Source organism: Rhodococcus olei (genome assembly GCF_039540555.1).
Classification (GTDB): Bacteria; Actinomycetota; Actinomycetes; order Mycobacteriales; family Mycobacteriaceae; genus Rhodococcus_G; species Rhodococcus_G olei.
Genome location: NZ_BAABFB010000075.1, coordinates 363839 through 386906, shown reverse-complemented (window position 1 = coordinate 386906; position 23068 = coordinate 363839). Strand labels below are relative to the sequence as shown.

Annotated in this window: 21 protein-coding genes; 15 read left to right on the top strand and 6 right to left on the bottom strand. The window is 69.2% G+C overall.

Annotated elements, in window-relative coordinates:
* Positions 1-13: 13 nt before the first annotated feature.
* Complete coding sequence (locus ABD951_RS26485) at positions 14-1126, bottom strand: acyl-CoA dehydrogenase family protein (RefSeq protein WP_345352727.1); 1113 nt, start codon at positions 1124-1126, stop codon at positions 14-16.
* Positions 1127-1172: 46 nt separating this feature from the next.
* Positions 1173-2348 carry an acyl-CoA dehydrogenase family protein gene (locus tag ABD951_RS26480; RefSeq protein WP_345352724.1) on the bottom strand — a complete coding sequence of 392 codons (1176 nt, stop codon included), beginning with the start codon at positions 2346-2348 and terminating at the stop codon, positions 1173-1175.
* A gap of 224 nt (positions 2349-2572) precedes the next feature.
* Here ABD951_RS26480 and ABD951_RS26475 point away from each other — a divergent pair, with 224 nt between their 5' ends.
* From ABD951_RS26475 to ABD951_RS26420, 12 genes are all read left to right on the top strand, one after another.
* Positions 2573-2767 (top strand): ferredoxin, encoded by a 195-nt coding sequence (locus ABD951_RS26475; protein WP_345352722.1) that lies wholly within the window; start codon positions 2573-2575, stop codon positions 2765-2767.
* A 123-nt stretch (positions 2768-2890) separates the two neighbouring features.
* On the top strand, positions 2891-3796 hold the full coding sequence (locus ABD951_RS26470; protein WP_345353265.1) for a 3-oxoacyl-ACP reductase: 906 nt from the start codon (positions 2891-2893) through the stop codon (positions 3794-3796).
* 613 nt (positions 3797-4409) lie between these two features.
* Positions 4410-5174 (top strand): MlaE family ABC transporter permease, encoded by a 765-nt coding sequence (locus tag ABD951_RS26465; RefSeq protein ID WP_345353263.1) that lies wholly within the window; start codon positions 4410-4412, stop codon positions 5172-5174.
* A 4-nt stretch (positions 5175-5178) separates the two neighbouring features.
* Positions 5179-6030 carry an MlaE family ABC transporter permease gene (locus tag ABD951_RS26460; RefSeq protein WP_345352720.1) on the top strand — a complete coding sequence of 284 codons (852 nt, stop codon included), beginning with the start codon at positions 5179-5181 and terminating at the stop codon, positions 6028-6030.
* Positions 6031-6035: 5 nt separating this feature from the next.
* A complete protein-coding gene (locus tag ABD951_RS26455; protein WP_345352718.1) occupies positions 6036-7217 on the top strand; it encodes an MCE family protein in 1182 nt (393 codons plus the stop codon).
* Positions 7217-8242, top strand: a complete 1026-nt coding sequence (locus ABD951_RS26450; RefSeq protein WP_345352716.1) for an MCE family protein — start codon at positions 7217-7219, stop codon at positions 8240-8242. The genes ABD951_RS26455 and ABD951_RS26450 overlap by 1 nt, the downstream gene beginning before the upstream one ends.
* Complete coding sequence (locus ABD951_RS26445) at positions 8239-9291, top strand: MCE family protein (RefSeq protein ID WP_345352713.1); 1053 nt, start codon at positions 8239-8241, stop codon at positions 9289-9291. The genes ABD951_RS26450 and ABD951_RS26445 overlap by 4 nt, the downstream gene beginning before the upstream one ends.
* Positions 9288-10568, top strand: coding sequence for an MCE family protein (locus tag ABD951_RS26440; RefSeq protein WP_345352710.1), 1281 nt, complete (start codon positions 9288-9290; stop codon positions 10566-10568). The genes ABD951_RS26445 and ABD951_RS26440 overlap by 4 nt, the downstream gene beginning before the upstream one ends.
* Positions 10565-11797 carry an MCE family protein gene (locus tag ABD951_RS26435; RefSeq protein WP_345352707.1) on the top strand — a complete coding sequence of 411 codons (1233 nt, stop codon included), beginning with the start codon at positions 10565-10567 and terminating at the stop codon, positions 11795-11797. The genes ABD951_RS26440 and ABD951_RS26435 overlap by 4 nt, the downstream gene beginning before the upstream one ends.
* Positions 11794-13206 carry an MCE family protein gene (locus ABD951_RS26430; protein WP_345352705.1) on the top strand — a complete coding sequence of 471 codons (1413 nt, stop codon included), beginning with the start codon at positions 11794-11796 and terminating at the stop codon, positions 13204-13206. The genes ABD951_RS26435 and ABD951_RS26430 overlap by 4 nt, the downstream gene beginning before the upstream one ends.
* A gap of 68 nt (positions 13207-13274) precedes the next feature.
* A complete protein-coding gene (locus ABD951_RS26425) occupies positions 13275-13937 on the top strand; it encodes a hypothetical protein (RefSeq protein WP_345352702.1) in 663 nt (220 codons plus the stop codon).
* On the top strand, positions 13934-14521 hold the full coding sequence (locus tag ABD951_RS26420) for a h domain protein (RefSeq protein ID WP_345352699.1): 588 nt from the start codon (positions 13934-13936) through the stop codon (positions 14519-14521). The genes ABD951_RS26425 and ABD951_RS26420 overlap by 4 nt, the downstream gene beginning before the upstream one ends.
* A gap of 78 nt (positions 14522-14599) precedes the next feature.
* Here the strand turns inward: ABD951_RS26420 and ABD951_RS26415 are convergent, their stop codons facing one another.
* A complete protein-coding gene (locus tag ABD951_RS26415; protein WP_345352696.1) occupies positions 14600-16060 on the bottom strand; it encodes an alpha,alpha-trehalose-phosphate synthase (UDP-forming) in 1461 nt (486 codons plus the stop codon).
* Between the two features lie 51 nt (positions 16061-16111).
* Complete coding sequence (locus ABD951_RS26410) at positions 16112-16285, bottom strand: hypothetical protein (RefSeq protein WP_345352693.1); 174 nt, start codon at positions 16283-16285, stop codon at positions 16112-16114.
* A 133-nt stretch (positions 16286-16418) separates the two neighbouring features.
* Between ABD951_RS26410 and ABD951_RS26405 the strand changes: the two genes are divergently transcribed.
* The 3 genes from ABD951_RS26405 (at position 16419) to ubiG (ending at position 20775) form a co-directional block, all read left to right on the top strand.
* Positions 16419-18140 (top strand): ABC transporter ATP-binding protein, encoded by a 1722-nt coding sequence (locus ABD951_RS26405; RefSeq protein WP_345352691.1) that lies wholly within the window; start codon positions 16419-16421, stop codon positions 18138-18140.
* On the top strand, positions 18137-19894 hold the full coding sequence (locus ABD951_RS26400) for an ABC transporter ATP-binding protein (RefSeq protein ID WP_425569970.1): 1758 nt from the start codon (positions 18137-18139) through the stop codon (positions 19892-19894). The genes ABD951_RS26405 and ABD951_RS26400 overlap by 4 nt, the downstream gene beginning before the upstream one ends.
* Before the next feature lie 104 nt (positions 19895-19998).
* Positions 19999-20775, top strand: coding sequence for a bifunctional 2-polyprenyl-6-hydroxyphenol methylase/3-demethylubiquinol 3-O-methyltransferase UbiG (gene ubiG / locus ABD951_RS26395; protein ID WP_425569969.1), 777 nt, complete (start codon positions 19999-20001; stop codon positions 20773-20775).
* Positions 20776-20915: 140 nt separating this feature from the next.
* Here ubiG and ABD951_RS26390 read toward each other — a convergent pair whose 3' ends face one another.
* Both ABD951_RS26390 and ABD951_RS26385 read right to left on the bottom strand, forming a co-directional pair.
* A complete protein-coding gene (locus ABD951_RS26390) occupies positions 20916-21740 on the bottom strand; it encodes an aldo/keto reductase (RefSeq protein WP_345352685.1) in 825 nt (274 codons plus the stop codon).
* A 114-nt stretch (positions 21741-21854) separates the two neighbouring features.
* Positions 21855-23060 (bottom strand): MFS transporter, encoded by a 1206-nt coding sequence (locus ABD951_RS26385; protein ID WP_345352682.1) that lies wholly within the window; start codon positions 23058-23060, stop codon positions 21855-21857.
* Positions 23061-23068 lie beyond the last annotated feature (8 nt).

The window sequence follows — 23068 nt, the reverse complement described above, 5'->3', positions numbered from 1 at the left end:
GGGAGTGTAGGGATCAGGCGGGCACGTCGGCCAGCGACTGTCCCAGTCTGCGGAGCTGTTCGGTGGCCGAGCCGAGCGCGAACTCGTTGTGCTTGGCCGCCAGGAAGTACCGGTGCACCGGGTGGTCCCGGTCCAGGCCGACGCCGCCGTGCACGTGGATCACGGTGTGCGAGACGCGGTGTCCGGCGTCCGCCGCCCAGAACTTCGCGGTGCGGATCTCCTCCTCGGCGGGCAGGTTCTCGCTCAGCCGCCAGGCCGCCTGCCACAGGGTCGAGCGCACGGCCTTGACGTCGATGAAGCCGTCGGCCAGGCGCTGGGCCACCGCCTGGAAGCTGCCGATCGGGCGATCGAACTGGACCCGCTCGCGGGCGTACTCGGCGACCAGCTCGAGCGCGCGCTCGAGGGTGCCCAGCTGCTGGGCGGTCAGACCGACTGCGGCCCGCGCCAGGATCCAGTCCACGACCTCGGCGCCGCGCTCGACGCCGCCGAGCACCTCGGTGGTGCTCACGCCCGCCAGGTCCACCATCGACTCCGCGCTGAAGTCGGTGGTGAGCTGGCGCGTGACGGTCACGCCCGGTGCCGACGGATCGACGACGAACACGGCGACGCCGTCGGAGGTCGCGGCGGGAACCAGGATCGCGTCCGCGAGGGTGGCCGCGGGCACCGTGATCTTGGTGCCGGTGATCGACCAGCCGTCGCCGCTGCGCTCGGCCCGGGTGACCGGCTGGGCGGGGTCGAGGTTGAGCTCCTCGGCAAGGGCGACGGTGAGGATCGCCTCGCCCGCCCCGGCGCGCCGGGCGAGCTCGCGCTGCCCCTCGTCGCCGAACTCGGCAAGCGCGCCTGCGGCCAGCACGATCGAGCTCAGGTACGGCACGGGGGAGAGCGGGCGGCCCAGCTGCTGCAGCACCGAGCACTGCTCGAGGATGCCGAACCCGCCGCCGCCGACCGATTCCGGCAGGGCCGCGGCCAGCACGCCCGCGTCCGCGAGCGCCTTCCACAGCTTGTCGTCGAAGCGGTCCTCGGCGGAGTCGAGTTCCTTGAGCCGCTCGGGGGTGGTCAGCTTCTCCGCGATGCTGCGGGTGAGCTGTTCGAGGTCCTGTTGGGCCTCGGTGTGGGTGAAGTCCATTGAAGATTCCTTTGCTCGCGCGAGTCGGCGCCGGGTGGTGGGGGAGTCAGCGCTTCGCGGGCGGCAGGCCGAGCGCGGTCATCGCGAGGATGTCGCGCTGCACCTCGTTGGTCCCGCCACCGAAGGTGAGGATCAGCGAGGAGCGGTGCATGCGCTCGACGCGGCCGCGCAGTGCGACCCCCGTGGAGTCCTGGCGCAGGTAGGCCAGCGGTCCGAGGACCTCCATGAGCAGCCGGTATGCCTCGGTCGCGAACTCGGTGCCGAACACCTTGCAGGCCGAGGCGTCGCCCTTGCTCGGGGCGTCCACGGCGGAGACCTCCCAGTTCAGCAGCTTGAGGTACTCGACCTTCGCGTGCACGCGGGCCAGGTTGATCTGCACCCACTCCTGGTCGATGACGCGACGGCCGTCGGCCATCTTGGTGTTCTGCGCCCACTCGATGGTGTCGCGCAGCGCGCCCTGGATCGGGGCGGCCGAGACCAGTGCGACCCGCTCGTGGTTGAGCTGGTTGGTCATCAGCGCCCAGCCGCCGTTCTCCTCGCCGACCAGTGCGGACGACGGCACCCGGACGTCCTGGTAGTAGGTGGCACTGGTGTCCGGACCGGCCATCGTGTGCACCGGGGTGTAGGAGAAGCCCTCGGCGGTGGTCGGGACGATCAGCATGCTGATGCCCTTGTGCTTCTTCGCGGTCGGGTCGGTGCGGACGGCGAGCCACACGTAGTCGGCGTAGGCGATCAGGCTGGTCCACATCTTCTGGCCGTTGATGACGTAGTCGTCGCCGTCCTTGACCGCGGTGGTCCGCAGGCTGGCCAGGTCGGTGCCCGCGCCGGGCTCGGAGTACCCGATCGAGAAGTGCAGCTCGCCCGACGAGATCTTGGGCAGGAAGAACTTCTTCTGCTCCTCGGAGCCGTAGTGCATGATCGTCGGCGCGACCGAGTTGATCGTGAGGAACGGCACCGGGGCGCCGGCGATCGCGGCCTCGTCGGTGAAGATCAGCTGGTCGATCGGCGACCGCTCCTGGCCGCCGTACTCCTTGGGCCACCCGAGGGTGAGCCAGCCGTCCCGGCCCATCTCGCGAACGACGTCGCGGTAGACGGTGCCGGAGCCGTACTCGCCGGTCTGGGCGGCCAGTGCTTCGCGGCGTTCGGGAGTGATGAGCTTCGCGAAGTACGCGCGCAGCTCCTCCCGCAGCTTCTGCTGCTCCGCGGTGTAGGTGATGTGCATCGATCCCTCTCCGGTTTGACACAGGTTCTAGTGGTTGAGGTCCGTGTCCGACACGTTGCGGTGAGCCGCAGGTGGTTGGCGTGGTTTGCGCCCGTCACGTCGGGTTTTCCGCATCATTGCACAGGTGTGGAACGGGTTCTAGTCTTATGGTGGATCTGCCCGTGGACCCAGCCCTTGGTTCGCGGGTGCTGACGCCTTCCACTCATCAGAAAAGAGGTTCATCAATGGAGGTCAAGGTCGATTTTGATCGGTGCGAGGCCAATGGCGTGTGTGTCGGTATCGCGCCTGACGTCTTCGATCTCGACGACGACGACAACCTGATCGTCACCCAGCCCGTGGGTGACGACGCGGAGACCGTGGCGCTGATGGAGGAAGCCGTCTCGCAGTGCCCGCGCGCTGCGCTCAAGCTCGCCCGCTGAGGGCGGACCGTCCTTGCCGCAAACGAGAACACGTTCTAAAGTGACTGGCGTCACGAATGGGGCGGGTGCTCGCGTACGACCTCGCCGCCGATTCCGTATCGATTCACGAAGGCAGTGGTGAGATTGGCTAGTCGCGAGGTAGGTCTGGACGGCAAGGTGGCGATCGTCACCGGAGGGGCCTCGGGTCTCGGCAAGGCCGAGGCCCTCGGCCTCGTCCGGGCCGGCGCGAACGTGGTCGTCAACGACCTCGCCGCGGGGGAGCAGGCAGACGCCCTGCTCGACGAGATCGGTGCCCTCGGCGGCAAGGGGGTCTTCGTCCCCGGTGACATCGGCGAGCGGGCCACCGCGGACGCGCTGATGTCCGTCGCGCAGGAGCTGGGCGGGGTCGACATCGTCGTCAACAATGCCGGCATCGTCCGCGACAAGATGCTGTTCTCGATGTCCGACGACGAGTGGGACCTGGTGCTCAAGGTCCATCTCCGGGGTCACTTCCTGCTGTGCCGGAACGCCGCGGTGCACTGGCGTGCGGAGTCGAAGGCCGCGGGTGCGCCCGTCTACGGCCGCCTGATCAACACCTCCTCCGAGGCGGGCCTGCTCGGTCCGGCCGGGCAGCCCAACTACGGTGCCGCGAAGGCCGGCATCACGGCCCTGACCCTGTCCGCCGCGCGCGGCCTGGAGCGGTACGGCGTCCGCGCCAACGCGATCTGCCCCCGCGCTCGTACCGCGATGACCGAGAACGTCTTCGGTGACGCGCCTGCCGACGGCACCGATCCGCTCTCGCCCGAGCATGTCGTCAACCTCGTCTCCTACCTGGCATCCCCGGCTGCGGACGCGATCAACGGCCAGGTGTTCATCGTCTACGGGCCGATGGTCGCGTTGATGGCCGCGCCGGTCGTCGAGCAGCGGTTCGACGCCCCGGGCGCCGAGTGGAGCCCGGCCGCGCTCGCGGATTCGCTGGGTGGATACTTCGACGGCCGCGACCCCGGCCGGATGTTCGCCGCGACCGAGGCCGTCAAGTCGCTCGGGTGAATCCCGCGTCGACGTCCGTCGGCGATCGTTTCGTTTGCAGTGAAAAGCAGTTGTGCGATTTCGCCACCGAGGGTCGGCCTGACCGGCCATGATGGGTCCGAATGGAAGCAGTCTCGGCCCCGGCGTGAGCGCATGTTCGACAGGTTCCCACCCCAAGGGGCACCGGGGGGCTGCCGTCCGACGGCGTGAGCGGAGTGTTTGCGGCGCAGGGCGGAGGAGCGGGGGCTCCTCCGCCCTCGTCGTTCCCGCGAACGTGGACGCCGCGACGGCATGCCACGGTGTCCTCGTCGAAAGGTGAAGGCAGGCAACGTGAGTCGTTCGAGGGTGTTCCGCAGGATGGCCTACTTCGGTGCCGTCCTCGGCGTGGTACGCGTCGACGGGCCCGCGGTCGGAGGCGGCGTCCCGATGAACGGGAGCGGGGCAGACGAGCGGTCTCGATACGCGACTGCGGCGTTGACCAGCGGATATGCCTCGAACGGTGTCGGCCTTTGACACCGGAACACGTTCTAATTATTATGACCCGGATCACAGACTCCGGGGGGAATCTACACGTCTCTCCGGGCGCAGTGTGCGCACACCGCGCCACGCGCACAAACCCTGACGAGGAGGAATGGTGAACGACCTCCTTGCCGTGCCGCTGCGGGCGGTCGGCGGCTTCTTCCAGATGACCGCGGAAGTCTTCCGCGCCATGGTGCGACCCCCCTTCCAGGGACGCGAATTCGTCGACCAGTCGTGGTTCGTCGCCCGGGTGTCGATGGTGCCCACCGTGCTCGTCGCGATCCCGTTCACCGTCCTGGTGAGCTTCACGCTCAACATCCTGCTCCGGGAGATCGGCGCGGCCGACCTGTCCGGCGCCGGCGCTGCCCTGGGCGCGGTCACCCAGGTCGGCCCGATGGTGACGGTGCTCATCGTCGCTGGCGCCGGTGCGACCGCCATCTGCGCGGACCTCGCGGCCCGCACCATCCGCGAGGAGATCGACGCGATGCGGGTGCTCGGCATCGACCCCATCCAGCGGCTGGTCGTGCCGCGGGTGCTGGCGTCGACCGTGATCGCGCTGCTGCTCAACGGCCTCGTCAGCACGATCGGCATCGTCGGTGGGTTCGCGTTCTCGGTCCTGCTGCAGGGGGTGAACCCCGGCGCGTTCGTCAACGGCATCACGCTGCTGACCGGCTTCGGAGAGTTGATGATCTCGCAGCTGAAGGCCGGCCTGTTCGGCATGATCGCGGGCCTGGTGGCCTGCTACCTCGGCCTCAACGTGAAGGGTGGTGCCAAGAGCGTGGGTGACGCCGTCAACCAAACCGTCGTCTTCGCCTTCATGGCCCTGTTCGTCGTCAACGTCCTGGTGACCGCGATCGGCATCAAGCTGACGGCGGGGTGACGGCATGGCATTCGCACTGACCGGAAAGTTCCGGGGCACCCGCCGCCGTGTCCACAAGTTGTCGCAGGGCATCGACAGCATCGGCGAGCAGGCGCTGTTCTTCTGGCGGGCCCTGGTGTGGGGACCGCGCGCGGTGATCCACTACCGCAAGGAGACCATCCGGCTGATCGCCGAGATCAGCATGGGTACCGGCGCGCTCGCCGTCATCGGCGGCACCGTCATCATCGTCGCCTTCCTGACGCTGTTCTCCGGTGCAGTGATCGCGGTGCAGGGCTTCAGCTCGCTCGGCAACATCGGTGTCGAGGCACTGACCGGCTTCTTCTCCGCGTTCATCAACGTGCGTATCGCCGCCCCGGTCATCGCGGGCATCGGCCTGGCCGCCACGATCGGCGCCGGCTCGACGGCACAGCTGGGCGCGATGCGTGTCTCCGAGGAGATCGATGCGCTCGAGGTGATGGCGATCCCGTCGATCCCGTACCTGGTCAGTACCCGCGTGATGGCCGGGATGATCGCGATCATCCCGCTGTACTCGCTCGCGGTCGTCGCGTCGTTCATCGCCAGCCGCTTCGCGACGGTGGTGATCAACGGCCAGTCGCCCGGTGTCTACGACCACTACTTCTCGACGTTCCTGATCCCGACCGACATCCTGTGGTCGTTCGCGCAGGCGATCGTCATGGGTGTGGCGGTCATGCTGATCCACACCTACTACGGCTACAACGCCAGCGGCGGCCCGGTCGGCGTGGGTGTGGCGGTGGGCAACGCCGTGCGCACCTCGCTGATCGCGGTCGTCACCGTCACCCTGCTCATCTCCCTCGCCGTGTACGGCGGGTCCGGCAACTTCAACCTCTCGGGATAGCGCGAATGACCGATTCCACGTGGAAGAAGAAGCTCGCCGCGTTGATCCTCGTCGGCACCCTGGTTGCGGTCGTCGTCGTCGCGCTGACGATGTTCGCCGGCGGCTTCAAGGACACCGAACCCGTGACCGTGACCGCAGAGCGTTCCGGTCTCGTGATGGATCCGCAGGCGAAGGTGAAGATGCGCGGCGTCGAGGTCGGGCGCGTGGCGTCCGTCGACGAGGTCGACGGGCAGGCCGTCCTGCACCTGGACATGGATCCGTCTCAGCTGGACCTGATTCCGTCGAACTCGACGGTGGAGATCAAGTCCACCACCGTGTTCGGTGCCAAGTACGTGAACTTCGTGGTGCCCGAGCATCCGTCGTCGCAGTCGCTGGCGCCCGGTACCAACATCGCGGCCACCTCCGTGACCGTCGAGTTCAACACCCTGTTCCAGCACCTCTCGCAGCTGCTGCAGCAGATCGAGCCGGAGAAGCTCAACGCGACCCTCGGTGCGATCTCGTCGGCGCTCAACGGCCGTGGTGACGAGCTCGGGCAGCTGCTCGAGGACACCGACGCGTACCTGCAGACGATGAACCCGACACTGCCGCAACTGCAGAAGGACCTCGCGGCCGCGGCAACCGTCACCAACACCTTCGCGGACGTGACCCCGGACCTGATGAAGCTGCTCGACAACGCCACCGCAACCAGCGGCTCCATCGTCGAGGAACAGGCCAACCTGAACCTGCTGCTGATGAACGTCACCGGACTGGCGAACACCGGCAACCAGCTGCTCACTGAGAACGAGGCGAACCTGACGAAGTCGCTGGAGCTGCTGAAGCCGACCACCGGGCTGCTCGGGGAATACTCACCGAGCATTGCCTGCCTGATCACGGGGCTCAGCGGCACCCTGCCTGCGGCGGAAGAGATCTTCGGTGGTCTGCAGCCGGGCGTCGCGCTGAGCGCCAGCTTCATCCCGGGCGCCGCTCCGTACACCTACCCGAAGGACCTGCCGAAGGTGAACGCCAGCGGTGGACCGAACTGCTGGGGGCTGCCGACGTTCGATCCGAAGCGGGACGGGAACGCGCCGTTCGTCGTTGCGGACACCGGCACCGTGCCGTACGTGCCGTCCACGAAGACCGCGCTGAACGTGCCCAAGATGTTCCAGTGGCTGTATGCCGGCGTCGCGCCGCAGGGAGGGCAGAAGTGATGCGGCCGACCACGATCAAGTTGCTCGCCTTCACCACCGTGATGGCGCTGATCTTCGCGGGACTGGCGATCGTGTTCAGCCAGGTCCGGTTCAGCTCCAGCGACGCCTACCGCGCGGAGTTCACCAGCGCGTCCGGACTCAAGTCCGGCGACAAGGTGAGGATCGCGGGTGTACCGGTCGGCTCGGTCACCGGTGTCGAGGTCGGCTCGGACGACCTCGCGCACGTGAGTTTCGACGTCGACAGCAAGTACCCACTGCTGGCGAGCACCCGGGCGACCGTTCGCTACGAGAACCTCGTCGGCGACCGCTACCTGGAGCTGCTCGAGGGCGCAGGGTCGTCCGAGCCGTTATCCGACGGCGGCACCATCCCGCCGTCGCAGACCTCGCCGGCGCTCGACCTCGACCTGCTGCTCGGTGGCTTCAAGCCGTTGCTGCGTGGTCTGAACGCGAACCAGGTCAACGACCTGACCGGCGCGCTGCTCCAGGTGTTCCAGGGGCAGGGCGGGACACTGGTGTCGCTGCTCGGCAGCACCGGTTCGTTCACGAACACGCTCGCGGACCAGGACAAGCTGATCGGCGACGTCATCACCAACCTCAACACCACCCTGACCACGATCAACGACAAGGGCGATCAGTTCTCGACCACCATCGACCAGCTCCAGCAGTTGGTCAGCGGCCTGGCGCAGGATCGGGATCCGATCGGCGCCGCGATTCCGAAGATTGCCACGGCGACCGGTGACCTCGCGCAGCTGCTCGAGGGCGTGCGCCCCGATCTGCAGACGACGGTCACAGAGGCGAACAAGGTGGCCACGCAGTTGGTCGCGGGACAGGACACCGTCGACTGGGTGCTCGAGCGCCTGCCCTCGACGTACAAGAAGTTGATTCGGGTCGGTGCTTACGGCAGCTTCTTCCAGTTCTACACCTGCCAGGTCGCGTTCAAGTTCTCCGGACCCGACGGCAAGGACCTGCGGGTCGACCTTCCGACCACTCCCGAGCAGACGACAGGGAGGTGCGCGTTCCAGTGAGCAAGCGCGAACGAAATCCCGTGCAGATCGGCATCATCGGACTCGTCGTAGCGGCAGCACTCGTCGTGGCCGGACTGCAGTACGACCGGCTGCAGTTCATCGCAGGCGGCGTCCGCTACCAGGCGTACTTCGCCGATGCCGGTGGTCTGCTGACCGGTGACTACGTGACCGTCGCCGGAGTCAACGTCGGCAAGGTGGAGAAGGTCGAACTCGACGGCGCGGACGTCCGGGTCGGGTTCTCGATGGACGAGGGCATCCAGCTCGGCGACAGCACTCGTGCCGACATCAAGACGAACACGATCCTCGGACGCAAGTCGCTGGAGGTGACGCCCGAGGGTGCCGAGATCATGCCGGTCGGCAGCTCGATTCCGTTGGACCGCACCAACTCCCCGTACTCGCTCAACGACGCCCTCGGGGACCTGAGCACCACGGTCTCCGAACTCGACACCGATCAGCTGAACAACTCGCTGAACGCGATGTCCGACGCGCTCGCCGACACCCCGCCCGAGCTGCGTACGGCACTGACCGGGATCAGCCGGCTCTCGGCCAGCATCAACGCGCGGGACGAGTCGCTGCGGGACCTGCTGGCGCGTGCCGAGAGCGTGACGAAGATCCTCGCGGACCGCAGCGACCAGATCAACGCTCTCGTGGTCGACGGCAATCAGCTGCTCGGTGAGCTCGACCGGCGACGGAACGCGATCAGCGAGTTGATCACCAACATCTCCGCGGTGTCGCGGCAGCTGACTGGTCTGGTCCAGGACAACGAGCAGCAGATGAAACCGACGTTGGACAAGCTCAACGCGACGGTCGACATCCTGCAGCGCAACAAGGACAACATCGGCCAGGCGCTGGACGGCCTCGGGCCGTACGCGACAGCTCTCGGCGAATCCGTCAGCAGCGGACCGTTCTTCATGGCGTACGTCGCGAACTTCCAGGTCGGAGCAATGACCCAGACATTCGTCGATTCGCTGCTCTGGCCCGAGCACGTACCGAAGGACCTCCAGCAGTTCCCGCCCCTGACGACCGAGCTCAAGGACCCGAACCGATGAGCGCCGAAGCGAACTCGAACAAGAAGTGGCTGATCGGTGGCGGCGCCGCCGTGGTGGTCGCGGCGCTGGTCGCCGGGGTGCTGTACTTCTTCCCCGGCATCGGAAAGACCACGATCACGGCGGAGTTCCCGACCACGACCGGCCTGTACGCGGGCGACGACGTGCGGGTGCTGGGCGTGAAGGTCGGCACCATCGGGAGCATCGACCCGAGCGGCGCCGGCGCGACGGTCGTCATGAACGTCGATCGCTCCGTGGACATTCCGGCCGATGCCAAGGCCGTGATCGTGGCACCGAGCCTGGTGGCCGCGCGTTTCGTCCAGCTCACGCCGGTCTACACCGGCGGTGACGCGATGAGCGACGGCGCCGAGATCCCGGTGGAGCGCACCGCGGTTCCGGTCGAGTGGGACGAGATCAAGACCGAGCTGACGAGGCTGTCGGATGCGCTGGGGCCGCAGGGCGCCGCCGACCAGGGCTCCCTCGGCCGGTTCATCGACACCGCAGGCGCGAACCTCGACGGCAACGGTGAGGCGCTGCGCGCGACGTTGCGTGAGCTCTCGGACACGATGAAGCTGCTCTCGGACGGCCGAACGGACCTGTTCGGGACCATCAAGAACCTGCAGGCGTTCGTCACCACGCTGTCGGCGAGCAACCAGCAGATCGTGCAGTTCGGCGGACGCCTGCAGTCGGTGTCGTCGCTGCTGGCGGACACCAGCGACGAGCTCGGCACCGCGCTGACGGACCTCGACGTCGCGGTGGGTGACGTGCAGCGCTTCGTCAACGAGAACAGTTCGGCACTCACCGAGCAGGTCGGCCGGCTCGCGGACGCGACAACGGTGCTCGCGCAGAAGCGGCCGGAGATCGAGCGCGTCCTGCACGTGGCTCCCAACGCGCTGGCGAACTTCAACAACATCTACAGCCCGGCCCAGGGGTCGCTCAACGGTGCGATCGCGGGGGCCAACGCCGGGAACCCGATCACGATGGTGTGTGGACTGATCTCCGCACTCGAGACGAACGATTCGGGCAAGAGCGCCGATCTGTGCAAGCAGTACCTCGGGCCGGTGCTGAATTCGGTTGCCATGAACTACCCGGGCTTCCTGACCAACCCTGCCGTCGGTGTTTCCGCGTACCCGAACCAGATCGTGTACTCGCCACCGAGTCTGGCCGGTCAGGTTGCGTCGCGTGAGCCCAAGCCGATCGCGGGCCCGCTCGCCGGGATGCCCACTGTGAACGTGCCCAAGGATCTCGGGGCACTGCTCAACCCCGGAGGTGGACGATGACCGCGCGTGGACGCGGCTGGCGCAAGGCAGCGATCGCCGCGGTCGCGGTCGGATTGACCCTGACGCTGACCGGGTGCGAGTGGAACGGCCTGAACTCGATTCCGCTGCCCGGAACCCAGGGTACGGAGGACGGCTCCTACACCGTCCAGATCGAAATGCCGAACGTGACGACGCTGTCACAGAATTCGCCGGTCCGGGTGAACGACGTGACCGTGGGTACCGTCACCGGCATCGAGGTGGACGGCTGGCACGCGCTCGTCACGGTGTCGCTGAACCCGGGGGTGCAGCTGCCCGCCAACGCGACCGCGAAGATCGGTCAGACCAGCCTGCTCGGATCGCAGCATCTCGAACTGGCCCCGCCCCTCGGCGTCAAGCCGGAAGGCGCGTTGAAGGACGGTGACGTCATTCCGCTCGATCGAGCGGGTGCCTACCCGACCACCGAGCAGACCCTGTCGTCGCTGTCGGTGGTGCTCAACGGCGGTGGGCTCGCCCAGATCAACGACATCACCCGGGAACTGAACGCGGCGCTCGACGGACGCACCGACTCGGTTCGGGACCTGTTGCCGCAGCTGGACAGTCTGGTCGGCAGCCTCGACAAGCAGCGCGGCGAGATCATCTCCGCGATGTCGGGCATCGACCGGCTCGCGAGCACCGTGAACCAGCAGACCGAGACCCTCACCGCGGCGCTCGACGGGATACCGCCCGCCCTCGAGGTCCTCGTGGGTCAGCGTCAGAACCTCACCAATGCTCTTGTCGCACTGGGTAATTTCAGTGACACCGCGACCCGGGTCATCAACGAGAGCGGCGATGACCTGCAGGCGAACCTGGCGTCATTGGCGCCGCTGCTGACCCAGCTTGCCGGTACCGGGACCGCGCTGACGAATGTGCTCACGTTGGCGCTGACCTATCCGTTCCCGATGAAGAACCTCGACCAGGTTGTTCGGGGTGACTACGCGAACCTGATGATGACGATCGACCTGACCAACCAGCGACTCGATCAGAATTTCCTGGCCGGGGCCGGCCTGGCCGGCACGCTCGGCGGTGTGGAGGGTGCGCTCGGGAAGGCGGCCGGCGTTGCCGGCCAGGCGGCCGACCCGCTGAAGGTACCCGCGGCGAAGCGACCCGACATCGTCCAGTCCGAGCCGAAACCTGCGGCGGCACCGCTTATCCCGGGCCTTCCTCAGATCCAGATCCCCGGCCTGCCGCAGCTAGGAGCGCCGACGCGATGATGCTCACGAAGTTCGTCCGAGCCCAGTTGGTGATCTTCTCGATCCTGACCGTCGTCGGACTGGTGGTCATGGCGACCCAGTACGTGCGGGTGCCCGCGCTGTTCGGGATCGGGCAGATCGGTGTCACCGTGCAGCTGCCGTCGACCGGTGGGCTGTACCCGCACGCCAACGTCGCCTTCCGCGGCACGAACGTCGGCAAGGTGGAGGAGGTGACCCTCACTGATAGCGGTGTGGATGCGAAACTCTCGATCGACAGCGGATACGACATCCCGGCCGACCTGGACGCCGCCGTCAAGAGTGTGTCGGCGATCGGTGAGCAGTACGTTGATCTGATTCCCCGCGACGACTCCGAGCCGTACCTCGCCGACGGGGACGTGATCCCGATGGATCGGACGTCGGTGCCGCAGGATGTCGGCGCGATGCTGGACCAGGCCGACACGCTGGTCAAGAGCATCTCGAACACGCAGCTGCGTACCGTCGTCGACGAATCCTTCAAGGCGTTCAACGGGGCCGGTCCGGACCTGCAGCGACTGATCGACTCCGCCCGCCTGTTCGTCCAGGAGGCCAACGCCAACGTCGACGCCACCAAGACCCTGATCGACCAGGCCGGGGCGCTGCTCGACACCCAGGTGGTCACCAGCGACGCGATCCGGTCCTGGACCCGGGACCTGGTGGTCTTCACGGACCAGCTGCGGGCGAGCGATCCGCGGATCCGGAATCTGCTCGAGAAGGGACCCGAGGCCGCGGCGGAGGCGACCGAGCTCTTCCAGGAGCTGCAGCCCACCCTGCCCGTCCTGCTCGCAAACCTGGTCAGCGTCGGTGAGGTCGGCGTTATCTACAACAAGAGCATCGAGCAGGTGCTGGTGCTGTATCCGCCGATCACCTCCGCACTGATGACCGCGGCCTTGAAGGGGCCCCGCGACGAAGGTGCAATCGTGAACTTCGCTCTCGAGGTCAACGATCCGCCGCCGTGCACCACCGGCTTCGTGCCGGCAGACCAGTGGCGTGCCGGTAACGAGGTGTCCACCCCGGACACCCCGTCGGACATCTTCTGCAAGGTCGCACCGAACGATCCGAGCGCGGTCCGCGGTGCCCGCAACTACCCCTGCATGGAGTACCCGGGTCGGCGTGGACCGTCGCCGGACGCCTGCCGCACCGGGTACGTCCCGGAGGGCAACAATCCGCCCAACGGACCCGTCCAGGATGCGTCTGTACCCTCGTACACAACGGCTCCGGCCTCCTACGGGGGAGCCTCGGGAGTGCCCGCCACGGCGCGCCCGTACGACCCGACGACCGGCAAGTACACCGGCCCCGACGGTCGCCTGTACGCCCAGCCTGCGCTGGCGTCGGGAGGAACACCAAGAGAGGACACGACGTGGCAGACGATGATGACACGTCAGCAGGGCTGACGGCCGAGTCGACGGGCCTGCCGGCTCGTCGGCGGGCCAGCCGCAGTGCCGGCCCGCCCGTGGAGCCGGTGACGACATCCCCGGCGGAGCCGACGGACCCGGTCGATGCACCCGCATCGGCCACGGTCGCGACGGCGGTGAAGGAAGCGGGTGCGGGGGCGCCCGAGCCGGATGCCGGCGAGTCCACCAGTGCGGCACCCGAACCCGTCGCCGAGGACGCGGACGAGGCGCCCGACGCCCGGGCGGGCAGTCGCCGCGCCCTCGTCGGATGGATCCTCACGCTCGTTCTCGTCGTCGCGCTGGTCGCCGCCGCGGTGGCGCTGCTGATCCAGCGCAACAACGCCGCCCAGCGGGACGAACAGCGAAACGCCTTCGTGCAGACGGCCCGTCAGACGGTGCTCAATCTGACGACGATCAAGCCGGACACCGCGAAGGAGGACGTCGACCGCATCCTCGCCGGTGCGAGCGGCGAGTTCAAATCCGAGTTCGACGGTCGCGAGGACCCGTTCGTCGGGGTCGTGAAGCAAGCCGGCGTGACCACCGTCGGCAAGATCCTCGAGTCGGGCTTCGAGAGCCAGGACGGCAACACCGCCAAGGTGCTCGTCGCGGCGCGCGCGGACGTCAGCACGCCCGACGGAACCCAGAACGGACCGAGGGACTTCCGGATGCGGGTGACCGTGACCGACGACGGGGGCACCATGACGGCGTCGAAGGTGGAGTTCGTGCCATGAGTGAAGAAGCAGACAAGTCGGTGAACGGCGACGAGGCGGCCGCCGCGGCACACGTCGGAGCCGTCGACCTTTCCGTGACCGAAGCCGTTGCACCGAAGGGTGATTCACGTACGCGGGTGCTCGCGGTCGTTGTCGGGATCCTGGTGCTGGCCCTGGCGATCGGGGTCGGGCTGCTGCTGAAGGGGTACCTGACCGACCGCGCGACCGAACAGGCCCGCACCGACGCGGTCGCGGCGGCGAGCGATCAGGCCGCGAAGATGCTGTCGTACAACTACAACGAGGTGGACCAGCAGCTGGCCGCGGCAGCGGACGGGCTGACCGGCGACTTCCGGGACGAGTACACGAAGCTGGTGGAGGGGACCATCGCGCCCGGCGCCAAGGAGAAGAAGCTGACCGTGCAGGCCACCGTGCAGGCCGGTTCGATCGTCTCCGCGACCCCGGACGACGCGGTGGTGCTGCTGTTCGTCAACCAGGTCACGACCAGTTCGGACGTGCCCGACGCCGCGACCACCGGCAGCCGGGTGCGGATGGAGATGCACAAGGACGGCGACCGCTGGCTCACCGGTCGGCTCACGCCGGTGTAGCGGTTCCCCTGACGATCGACAGCGGGGCGCCCCGGGAGACCGATCCCGGGGCGCCCCGCTGTCGTGTCAGGCCGCTCGTCAGTCCCGGGGGTCCGCGGGCATCAGCGCGGCGCCGGCGACCGAATCGCGGGCGAGGGCGGTCAGGAAGGCCTTCGCCCAGCGGTCGACGTCGTGGGTGAGGACCTGGCGGCGCATCGCACGCATGTGCCTGCGGCCGTCCTCACGCGGCTGGTCCAGCGCCGCCTCCATCTTGTCCTTGACGTCCTCGAGGTCGTGCGGATTGCAGAGGAAGGCTTGACGGAGTTCGGCTGCGGCGCCGGTGAACTCGCTGAGCACCAGCGCTCCGCCGAGGTCGCTGCGGCAGGCCACGTACTCCTTGGCGACCAGGTTCATGCCGTCCCGCAGCGGCGTCACCAGCATCACGTCGGCGGCGACGAAGAACGCGATCAGTTCCTCGCGCGGGATGGGCCGGTGGATGTAGTGCACGACGGGCCGCCCGACCTCCGCGTACTCGCCGTTGATCCGGCTGACCGTCATCTCGATCTCGCCGCGCATCTGCACGTACGACTCGACGCGTTCGCGGCTCGGCGTCGCCAGCTGGACCATCACGGTCTCGGCCGGATCGACGCGGCCCTCGGCGATCAGTTCGTGCAGGGCGTCGAGCCGCACGTCGATTCCCTTGGTGTAGTCGAGCCGGTCGACACCGAGCATGACCTTCTTCGGGTTGCCGAGTTCCCTGCGGATCTGCTTGGCCCGATCGCGAACCGACTTCCGGCGGGACAGCTCGTCGAGGCTGCCGGAGGCGATGGAGATCGGGAACGCGCCGACCCGCACGGTGCGGAACCCGACCTGCACCACGCCGAGCCTCGACCGGACACCGACGGTGCCGCGGGAGGTCTGGTGGCCCAGGAGCCGGCGCGCGAGGAACAGAAAGTTCTCGGCGCCGCCGGGCAGGTGGAAGCCGATCAGGTCGGCGCCGAGGAGTCCCTCGACGATCTCCGTTCGCCACGGCATCTGCATGAACAGCTCGACCGGCGGGAACGGGATGTGCAGGAAGAACCCGATCGTCAGGTCGGGTCGGAGCATCCGCAACATCTTGGGCACCAGCTGGAGCTGGTAGTCCTGGATCCAGACGGTCGCACCCTCCGCCGCGGCCTTGGCGGTCTCCTCGGCGAACCGGCGATTGACCTCGACGTAGGCGTCCCACCATTCGCGCCGGTACTCCGGGCGCACGATGACGTCGTGGTACAGCGGCCACAGGGTGGCGTTCGAGAAGCCCTCGTAGTAGTCGGCGACTTCCTGGGCGCTCAGCGCCACCGGATGCATGTCGATGCCGTCCTCGACACTCGGTTCGAGGGCGGTGTCGGCTACTCCGGGCCACCCGACCCATGCCCCGCTGTTGCCGCGGAGGATGGGTTCGAGTGCGGTCACGAGGCCGCCGGGGCTCCGCTTCCAGCGTGTCGTCCCGTCGGGAAGCCTCTCGAGGTCGACGGGTAGCCGGTTGGCGACGACGACGAACTCCGAGGCGGCTGCGCCCACTGTGTACCTGTCTTCCCCGCCGCGCTGCCGTTGCGGGTCAGCGTCGGCGACCTAGTCGATCTTGGCCGAGGGGCCGATGCCGAGCATAGACAGCAACATGCGGCATTCGTCGGCATCTGCCGCATATGCCGCGACAACGCGCTGGGCCTGGCGGGCGGTCTCGTCGGTGACCGGTTCGAGCTCCTCGTCGGGAATGTCGTTCTCTGCGGTGGTCTTGGTGGCCATAGTGCCGATTCCTCCAGGACGGATGCTGCGCGACGCACAGCGTGACTGCTGCCCGCGACTCTAGGAGAACCGGGCTGTCCGGCGCCACTTCCTCCTGGTTTAGGGTTCACTAACCTCACCGGACGGGAGACCGATGTCCAACCCACCCACCCGCCACGACGGCGGGGCGATCCTGCGCCGCACGATCCGGCGGCACCGTCGCCGGCTGGGCGGCGGAACCGCGCTGCTGGCGGTGCACATGCTCGCCGAGACGATGGTGCCGATCGCGATCGGAGCCATCGTCGGGCGGGCGATCGCGCCCGGGTCGAGCGCCGCGCTGATCTGGTCGATCGCCGCGCTCGCCGCACTGTTTCTCGTGCTCACCGCCGCGTGGCGGGTGGGGGCTCGCCTGATCACCCGCGCGATGCAGCAGGAAGCGCACCTGCTCCGTGTCGAGGTTGCCGGCCGGATCCTGCATCCGCGCGGGGCGCGTACCGACCTGCGGTCGGGAGAGCTGCTGACGATCGCGACCTCCGACGCCGAGCGGGAGGCGTGGATCCTCGACGTGATCCCCCGGGTCGTGTCCGCGCTGACCGCGGCGACGGTGTCGGCGGTGGCCCTGCTCGTGATCGACGTCCCACTCGGGCTGGCGGTGCTGATCGGGACGCCGGTGATCCTGGGCGCGATGCAGCTCGCCGCCCCGCTGATCACCCGCCGTGCCACCGCGCAGCAGGAGGCGACGGCCCGGGCCGCGGCGATGGCGACCGACCTGGTCGCCGGACTGCGGCCGCTGCGCGGGCTCGGTGCCGAGCACGCGGCGACCGAGCGGTACCGGGACGCGAGCGAGACTGCCCTGACCGCCACCCTCCGGGCCGCCCGCGCCCGCGGCACCTTCCTCGGGGTCTCGGTCACCGTCAGCGCGCTGCTGGCGGTCGGCGTGGCCGGGCTCGCCGGTTGGTTCGCCCTGGACGGGCGGATCGGCGTCGGCGAACTGATCACCGTGGTGGGGCTGTCCCAGTTCATCATCGAACCGCTCGGGATGCTCTCGCACACGCCCGGCGACCTGGCCACCGCGCGCGCGTCCGCGGATCGGCTCGCCCTGGTTCTCGGCGCCGAGCCGGTGCTGCCCGCCGGCACCCGGTCCGTGCCGGCGACGTGCGACCTCGAGTTGCGCGACGTCGCGTTCCGGTCGCTGGACGGGCTGACCCTGCGCGCCCGCCCCGGTGAACTGATCGGCGTGCTGGCGCACCGGCCGCAGGACGGCGAGGCGCTGGCGCTGCTGCTGTCGGGGCACGTGCCGCCGCAGGACTACCTCGGCACGGTCACGGTCGGCGGTGTCCCGCTCGGGGACATCGAGTACACCGATGCGCGCAGGGCGCTCCTGGTCGAGCCGCACCACACCGACCTGTTCGCCGGGAGCGTCGGCTCCAATGTCGCGGCCGCCGGGACGGACCCGGACGCGGTGCGGCAGGCGCTGGTCGCGTCGGCGGCCGCCGAGGTCGTCGACGCCCACCCGCACGGTGTCGACCTCGAGGTCGCCGATCGCGGCGCGAATCTGTCCGGGGGGCAACGGCAACGGGTCGCGTTGGCCAGGGCCCTCGCCGCCGCGGCGCCGGTGCTGGTGCTGCACGATCCGACCACCGCTGTCGACGCGGTCACCGAACAGGCGATCGCCGAAGGCATCTCGGGCCTCCGGCACGCCGCGGCCGAGGGGCGGAGCCGGGCCCACACCACGGTGCTGATCACCAGCAGTCCGGCGCTGCTCGCCGTCGCGGACCGGGTGCTCGTGCTCGACGACGGCCGCGTGGTCGGGGAGGGCACGCACGGCGACCTCGCCGAGGTCGACGAGAACTACCGGAAGGTCGTGCTGCGGTGAGCGCCTCGACGGCGGCAGCCGAGCGGCTGCCGATCGCGTCCGCGTCCGCGACCCGGCGCTGGCTGTACGGCGAGTTCCGGCGGCGGTGGGCGCTGACCGCGTCCACCGTGGCCGTCGCCGCGGTCGGTGCCGGGATCTCGCTGGTGCCGATCCAGGTCTTCGGGGTGCTCGTGGACCGGGTGCGCGACCAGGCCCCGGTGTCGACGATCGTCGGCGTGGTCGCGGTGATCGCGGTCGCCGCGGTCGTCGGCGGCGTGTTCGCCGGGTGGGCGTCGGTGCTGATCTCCCGTCTGGCCGAGACCGTCCTCGCCCGACTCCGGGAACGGACCGTCGCCCGCGCCCTGACGCTGCCGGTCGCCACCGTCGAGCGGGTCGGCAAGGGAGATCTGCTCTCCCGGGTCGGCGACGACGTCGCGGTGATCGGCAAGGCGGTCGCCGACGTCGTGCCGAACCTGGTGTCCGCGGTGCTGCTGGTCGTGCTCAGCCTCGCCGCGATGGTCGGGATCGACTGGCGCCTCGGGCTCGCCGGCGCGGTCGCACTGCCGATGTACGGGCTCGCGCTGCGCTGGTACCTGCCGCGGTCCGGACCGATCTTCGCGGCCGAGCGGGTCGCGATGGGGGAGCGGTCGCAGGCGTTGATCGCGAGCATGACCGGGGTCCGCACGGTGCGCGCCTACGGACTCGAGGACCGGCACCTCGCCGACATCGACCGGGCCTCCGGACGCGCCCGCGACCTGTCCGTCGGGGTGTTCACCCTGTTCACCCGCTTCGTGGGACGGGGCAATCGGGCCGAGTTCGTCGGGCTCTCGACGATCCTGGTGGCCGGGTTCGTGCTGGTCCGGCAGGACCTGGTGACGGTCGGCGACGCCACCGCGGCGGCCCTGCTGTTCCACCGGTTGTTCAACCCGATCGGCATGCTGATGTACACGTTCAACGAGATGCAGTCGGCCGGGGCCAGCCTCGCCCGGCTCGTCGGGGTGGTGACGATGCCGGCCTCCCGGGCCGCGGACGGCGGCGCCGAATCGGCGTCGGCGGAACTGCGGCTGGCCGGGATCCGGCACAGCTACGACGGGGCGCGGGAGGTGCTGCGGGGCATCGACATTCGCGTTGCGCCCGGTGAGCGGGTCGCGCTGGTGGGCTCGACCGGGGCCGGCAAGAGCACTCTCGCGGCGATCGCGGCGGGGTCGCTGACCCCGACCGCGGGCACCGTCACGATCGGCGGGGTCCCTCTCGCCGACCTCGGCGGCCGGCTCCGGGAGCAGGTGGTCGTCGTCAGTCAGGAAGTGCACGTGTTCGCCGGGCCGCTGGCCGGGGACCTGCGGCTGGCCCGGTCGTCCGCCACCGACGCCGAGGTCGAGGCGGCGCTCGACGTCGTCGGCGCCCTCGGCTGGGCGCAGTCGCTCGAGTCGGGCCTGGACACCGTCGTCGGGGAGGGCGGACAACCCCTGACCGCGGCGCAGGCGCAGCAGCTGGCGCTGGCCCGGCTGGTGCTCGTCGACCCGCCCGTCGCGGTGCTCGACGAGGCCACCGCCGAGGCAGGCAGCGCCGGTGCGCGCGATCTCGAGGACGCGGCCGACGCGGCGACCCGGGGTCGCACGACTCTCGTTGTCGCGCACCGGCTCACCCAGGCCGCGGCCGCGGACCGGGTGCTCGTCCTCGAACACGGCGTCGTGGTCGAGCAGGGCCGCCACGACGAGCTGGTCGCGGCGAACGGGCGCTACGCGCGGCTGTGGCGCGCGTGGTCGGGCCGGTGACGCGACGGCCCGCCTGATGTGACGCGGGATGGCGGTCGGCCCTCGATCGTGCGATGGTGGCCGGAGCGAGAATCCGCCCCCCCAGGGATGCGCAGGTGATGCCGGTGCCCATCGACAACGACGTGTACAACCGGGTGGGCGAGACCTGGTGGGACGAGGACAACCCGCTCAACCTGCTGCACGGGAGTCTGACCCCGGGCCGGTTCGCGTACTTCCGGGACGTGCTCCGACAGCAGGTGGGCCGTGACTTCACGGGCCTGCGGGCCCTCGACGTCGGTTGCGGCGGAGGTTTTCTCGCCGAGGAGTTCGCTCGAGTCGGATTCAGCGTCGTCGGCGTCGACCCGTCCACGGTGTCGCTCGCCACGGCGCACAGCCACGCCGTGGCCGGCGGCCTCGACATCGGCTATCGGGTCGGCGTGGGTGAGCGGCTGCCCGTGCCGGACATCGCGTTCGACGTCGTGTACTGCTGCGACGTGCTCGAGCACGTGTCCGACCTGGACGCGGTCGTGGCCGAGGCCGCGCGCGCCCTCAAGCCGGGGGGTGTGTATCTCTTCGACACCATCAACCGGACCCGGGTCAGCAAGCTGGTCGCGATCAAGATCATGCAGGAGTGGCGGCTGACGCGGCTGTTCGACACCGAGTTGCACGACTGGTCCATGTGCATCAGGCCCGGCGAGTTGACCGGTGTCCTCGACCGGCACGGACTGCGGGTCCGAGAGGTCGTCGGGCTCGGGCCGCGGTCGTGGAATCCGCTGCGGGTCCTCGACATGGCGCGCGCGGCGCACGGGCGGCTCACCTGGGGTGAGGCCAGCCGGCGCTTCGACTTCGGCCGCACCCGGAGCACGGCGATCTCCTACATGGGCTACGCGGTCAAGGCGTGACGTGGCCTCACGTTTCGTCTGCCGGGCCGGGTCCCTGCGCGGCAGCACGCACGTGCCGTCACAGGACCGCGTCGTAGCCGGTGAGCTGCACCGGGGGCCGGTCGGGCGGGTCCACCTGCACCGCCCGTGCCGCCGTCGGGTCAGTCGAGCGTGTCGGGATCCGGGCCGGTGCGCAGGCCCCGGTCGAGGCCCGCGAGAGCGGCCATGTCGGCGCCGGTGAGCTCGAAGCCGAAGACGTCGAGGTTCTGTCGGATGCGGACCGGGGTGACGGACTTGGGGATCACGACGTTCCCGGTCTGTAGATGCCAGCGGAGCACTACCTGCGCCGGCGTCACGCGGTGTGCCTCGGCGATCGTCCTGACCGCCCGGTCCGTGAGGACCGCGCCCTGGGCCAGCGGGCTCCAGGCCTCGGTGGCGATACCGTGCTTGGCGTGGAAGGCGCGCAGCTCGGCCTGCTGCAGGCCCGGGTGCAGCTCCACCTGATTGACCGCCGGGGTGATGCCGGTGCGCTCCAGCAGCTGTGTCAGGTGGGGAATCTGGAAGTTCGACACACCGATGGCCCGTGCCCGCCCGTCGGCGAGGATCGTCTCGAGGGTCCGGTAGGTCTCCACGAACAGGTTGCGGGCCGGTGCGGGCCAGTGGACGAGGTAAAGGTCGACATGGTCGAGGCCGAGCTTGTCGAGAGACGCGTCGAACGCGGCGAGGGTCCGGTCGCGTCCCTGGTCCTCGTTCCACAGCTTGGTCGTGACGAAGAGCTCCTCGCGGGGGATCCCGGAGGCGGCGACGGCCCTGCCGACACCGCGTTCGTTGCCGTAGACGGCGGCGGTGTCGATGCTGCGGTAGCCGGCCTCCAGGGCGTTGGCGACCGCCGCGGCGGTCTCGTCGTCCGGGACCTGGAAGACGCCGAATCCCAACTGCGGCATGGTCACACCGTTGTTCAGGGTCACGTTCGGCACGGAAGTCATCGGGGGTTCCTTTCGGTGGGGTTCCATCGGGGCGGAAGGGGGGCGGCCGGTGGCCGCCGACGGACTGCGGAGGTGGAGGTGCGGCCGGGTCGGGGGTGCCGGCGGGTCCGGAAATCAGGAGCGCACGGGCGCGACGAGGTCGGGGGTCGCCGGGGCGGGGGCCGCGGTGGTGCGGGTGGACCGCCGCTCGAGCCGGTGCGAGAGTACGGCGAGCACCAGCGCGGCGGCGGCCAGGATCGCGCCGACGGCGTTGGGTGCGGTGTAGCCGAGGCCGGCGGAGATCACCAGACCGCCGAGCCAGGCGGACAGCGCGTTGCCCAGGTTGAACGCGCCGATGTTGGCGGCCGAGGCCAGCGTGGGCGCGCCGTGGGCGTGGTCGAGGACGCGCTTCTGCAGCGGCGGGACGGTCGCGAAGCCGAGTGCACCGATGAGGAAGACGGACACGACGGACACGGCCTTGTCGGAGGCCAGGAAGGCGAACAGCACCAGGACCAGAGCCAGGCCTCCGAGTGCGGTGTAGAGCATCGGCATGAGCTTGCGGTCCGCGAAATGACCGCCGACGAGATTGCCTACCACCATGCCGAGCCCGAACACCACCATCAACCAGGTGACGGAGGATTCCGCGAAGCCGCCGACCTCGGTCGTCATCGGGGCGATGTACGTGATCGCCGCGAACACGCCCCCGAAGCCGAGGACCGTCATGGCCATCGCGAGGACGACCTGGGTGTTCCTGAAGGCGGCCACCTCGTGCCGGAGCCGCACGCCCGCCGGCTCGGGCAGGTCGGGGATGAACTTGGCGACGCCGGCCAGCCCGAGGACGCCGAGCGCGGCGACGACCAGGAAGGTCACGCGCCAGCCGGCGGTCTGACCCACGAAGGTGCCCATGGGGACACCGACGACGTTGGCCACGGTCAGGCCGGTGAACATCATGGAGATGGCTGCGGCCTTCTTCTCCGGGGCCACCAGTTCGGCGGCGACGACGGAGCCGATGCCGAAGAAGGCGCCGTGGGCCAGCGAGGCCACGACCCGGCCGATCAGCACGACGGCGAACACCGGAGCGACGGCGGTGACGAGGTTGCCGAGGATGAACAGGCCCATCAACAGCATGAGCATGTTCTTGCGAGTGATCCGGGTGCCGAGAACGGTCATGATCGGTGCGCCGACCATGACGCCGAGTGCGTAGCCGGTGACCAGGAAGCCGGCCGTCGGCACGGACACGCCGAGGTCCGCACCCACCTGGGGCAACAGCCCCATGATCACGAACTCCGTGGTGCCGATTCCGAAGGCTCCCATGGCCAGGGCCACCAGTGCGAGCGGCATGAGGACGA

Coding starts and splice junctions, on each gene's coding strand:
- ABD951_RS26485 (WP_345352727.1), bottom strand. CDS start 1,126: ATGGACTTCACCCACACCGAGGCCCAACAGGACCTCGAACAGCTCACC.
- ABD951_RS26480 (WP_345352724.1), bottom strand. CDS start 2,348: ATGCACATCACCTACACCGCGGAGCAGCAGAAGCTGCGGGAGGAGCTG.
- ABD951_RS26475 (WP_345352722.1), top strand. CDS start 2,573: ATGGAGGTCAAGGTCGATTTTGATCGGTGCGAGGCCAATGGCGTGTGT.
- ABD951_RS26460 (WP_345352720.1), top strand. CDS start 5,179: ATGGCATTCGCACTGACCGGAAAGTTCCGGGGCACCCGCCGCCGTGTC.
- ABD951_RS26455 (WP_345352718.1), top strand. CDS start 6,036: ATGACCGATTCCACGTGGAAGAAGAAGCTCGCCGCGTTGATCCTCGTC.
- ABD951_RS26450 (WP_345352716.1), top strand. CDS start 7,217: ATGCGGCCGACCACGATCAAGTTGCTCGCCTTCACCACCGTGATGGCG.
- ABD951_RS26440 (WP_345352710.1), top strand. CDS start 9,288: ATGAGCGCCGAAGCGAACTCGAACAAGAAGTGGCTGATCGGTGGCGGC.
- ABD951_RS26435 (WP_345352707.1), top strand. CDS start 10,565: ATGACCGCGCGTGGACGCGGCTGGCGCAAGGCAGCGATCGCCGCGGTC.
- ABD951_RS26430 (WP_345352705.1), top strand. CDS start 11,794: ATGATGCTCACGAAGTTCGTCCGAGCCCAGTTGGTGATCTTCTCGATC.
- ABD951_RS26420 (WP_345352699.1), top strand. CDS start 13,934: ATGAGTGAAGAAGCAGACAAGTCGGTGAACGGCGACGAGGCGGCCGCC.
- ABD951_RS26410 (WP_345352693.1), bottom strand. CDS start 16,285: ATGGCCACCAAGACCACCGCAGAGAACGACATTCCCGACGAGGAGCTC.
- ABD951_RS26405 (WP_345352691.1), top strand. CDS start 16,419: ATGTCCAACCCACCCACCCGCCACGACGGCGGGGCGATCCTGCGCCGC.
- ABD951_RS26390 (WP_345352685.1), bottom strand. CDS start 21,740: ATGACTTCCGTGCCGAACGTGACCCTGAACAACGGTGTGACCATGCCG.
- ABD951_RS26385 (WP_345352682.1), bottom strand. CDS start 23,060: ATGCCGCTCGCACTGGTGGCCCTGGCCATGGGAGCCTTCGGAATCGGC.